Source organism: Aminobacter sp. P4_H6_2 (genome assembly GCF_056400805.1).
Map to the genome: position 1 here is coordinate 1 of NZ_JBFUKO010000861.1, position 1,812 is coordinate 1,812.

Below are 1,812 nucleotides of genomic sequence, written 5' to 3' on the forward strand. Positions count from 1 at the left end.
CTCTCGCGCGGCTGCGTGCCTTCGTCGACGAGGAGCGTCAAGCGTACGGTGCCAACAGGATCGAAGACGGCCGGCATCTGTCACGACGTTTCCACCTCATGCTCGCCGAACTCGCCGGCAATGATGTCCTTACCGGGGTCATACGCGACCTGATCAACCGGCAGCCGCTGCTGTCCTGGTCGCGGCCCGACACCAAGCAGCGCTTCTGCGGCAACCACGCTCACGCCGAGATCGTCGAGGCGATCGCCATGGGCAACGGCGAAGAAGCAGCTCGGTTGAACACCGCCCATCTGCGCGCGCTGGAAAGCGTACTCGGCGCCGACCGGGAGGCGGCGATACAGCAAATCCATCAAGACAATGAGGCTGGTGAGAGAACCGGCCCAACTGGCAGCGAAGGCGCCAGACTGGATTTCGATTGACCCCAATCGCGGTTGGCGAGGGGGAAAACCGGCCAACACAAGGGAGGAACTTGAATGAAACGCTTCGACTACTACGAGCCCGTGAGCCTTGCGGAGGCAAGCGCCCTGCTAGCGCAACTCGGCAAGGACGCCAGCATCATCGCTGGCGGCACCGACCTCCTTGTCGAGCTCAAGGAGAACCTCCGCACTGCCCTGCATGTGGTGAACATAAAGAAGATTCCCGACCTCAGGGAATTCTCCTTTGACCCACAGGCGGGCTTACGCTTCGGYGCGCTAGTCAGCGTCCGAGAGATCGAAACCTCGCCCGTCGTCATCCAGAACTATCCCAACCTGGCAAAGGCTGTGAGCCTGCTCGGTTCAGTCCAGGTCCGCAACAGGGCAACCGTGGTCGGCAACATCTGCCGGGCCTCGCCGTCTGCCGACACCATCCCACCACTCATCGCCGACGGCGCAAGCCTTACGGTCTTCAACACTGCAGGCGAGCGCAGCGTCTTATTGGAAGAGTTCTTTACCGGCCCCGGACGAACGGTTCTTGTCCCAGGCGATATCGTGACCGGGATAACCGTGCCTGCACCGCAGTCAACCAGCGGCAAGGCCTACATCAAGCATGGTCGCCGCAAGGCGATGGAACTCGCAACCGTGAGCGTTGCCGTCAGCCTAGAACATGACGGCGACAGATGTTCGGATATCCGCATCGCGCTCGGCGCCGTAGCCCCGACTGCCATCCGGGCGCGAAAGACCGAAGCGCTGTTGCGCGGGCGTACAATCGACGATGCGCTGCTCGCCGAGGCAGCCGAAAGTGCAATGCTCGAATCCACCCCAATCGGCAATGTGCGGGCAAGCGCTGCCTACCGCCACGACATGGTCGGCGTGCTGACRCGCCGCGCGATCGACTACGCCATGGGAGGTGTTCAATGAACCAGCTGGTATCGATGATCATCAACGGAGAAGCGCAGGACCTCGCCATTGCGCCCAACATCACGCTGCTCGATGCGCTGCGCAATGAGGGCGGCCTGACCGGCACCAAGAAGGGCTGTGACGTTGGCGACTGCGGCGCCTGCACGATTGTCATGGATGGCAAGCCAGTCAACGCCTGCCTGATCCTCGGGGTCGAGGCCGAAGGCTCAACAATCGAAACCATCGAGGGCCTGCAACTGGCCTATGACCGCCCTCACCTCCTCCAGGAAAAATTCATGGAGTTCGGCGGCGCGCAATGCGGCTTCTKCACGCCCGGCATCATCATGATGGCCAAGGCCCTGCTCGACGAAAACCCCAACCCAAACGAAGACGAGATCCGGTTCGCCATCGCTGGAAACATCTGCCGCTGCACCGGCTACACAAAGATCATCGACGCTATCAAGGCCACTGCCGACGAGTTGAGAAAGGCGAAGAC

3 protein-coding genes are annotated in these 1,812 nt (G+C 61.7%); all 3 read left to right on the top strand.

The genetic code is table 11. The features are described 5' to 3' along the window. Positions 1–419 (top strand): FCD domain-containing protein (locus tag AC1DUU_RS31045; RefSeq protein WP_476787149.1); only part of this gene is annotated, 419 nt, incomplete at its 5' end. A 54-nt stretch (positions 420–473) separates the two neighbouring features. Beyond that, on the top strand, positions 474–1,337 hold the full coding sequence (locus AC1DUU_RS31050; RefSeq protein WP_476787150.1) for an FAD binding domain-containing protein: 864 nt from the start codon (positions 474–476) through the stop codon (positions 1,335–1,337). Next, a partial coding sequence (locus AC1DUU_RS31055) for a (2Fe-2S)-binding protein (RefSeq protein WP_476787151.1) occupies positions 1,334–1,812 on the top strand: 479 nt, incomplete at its 3' end. The genes AC1DUU_RS31050 and AC1DUU_RS31055, both read left to right, overlap by 4 nt.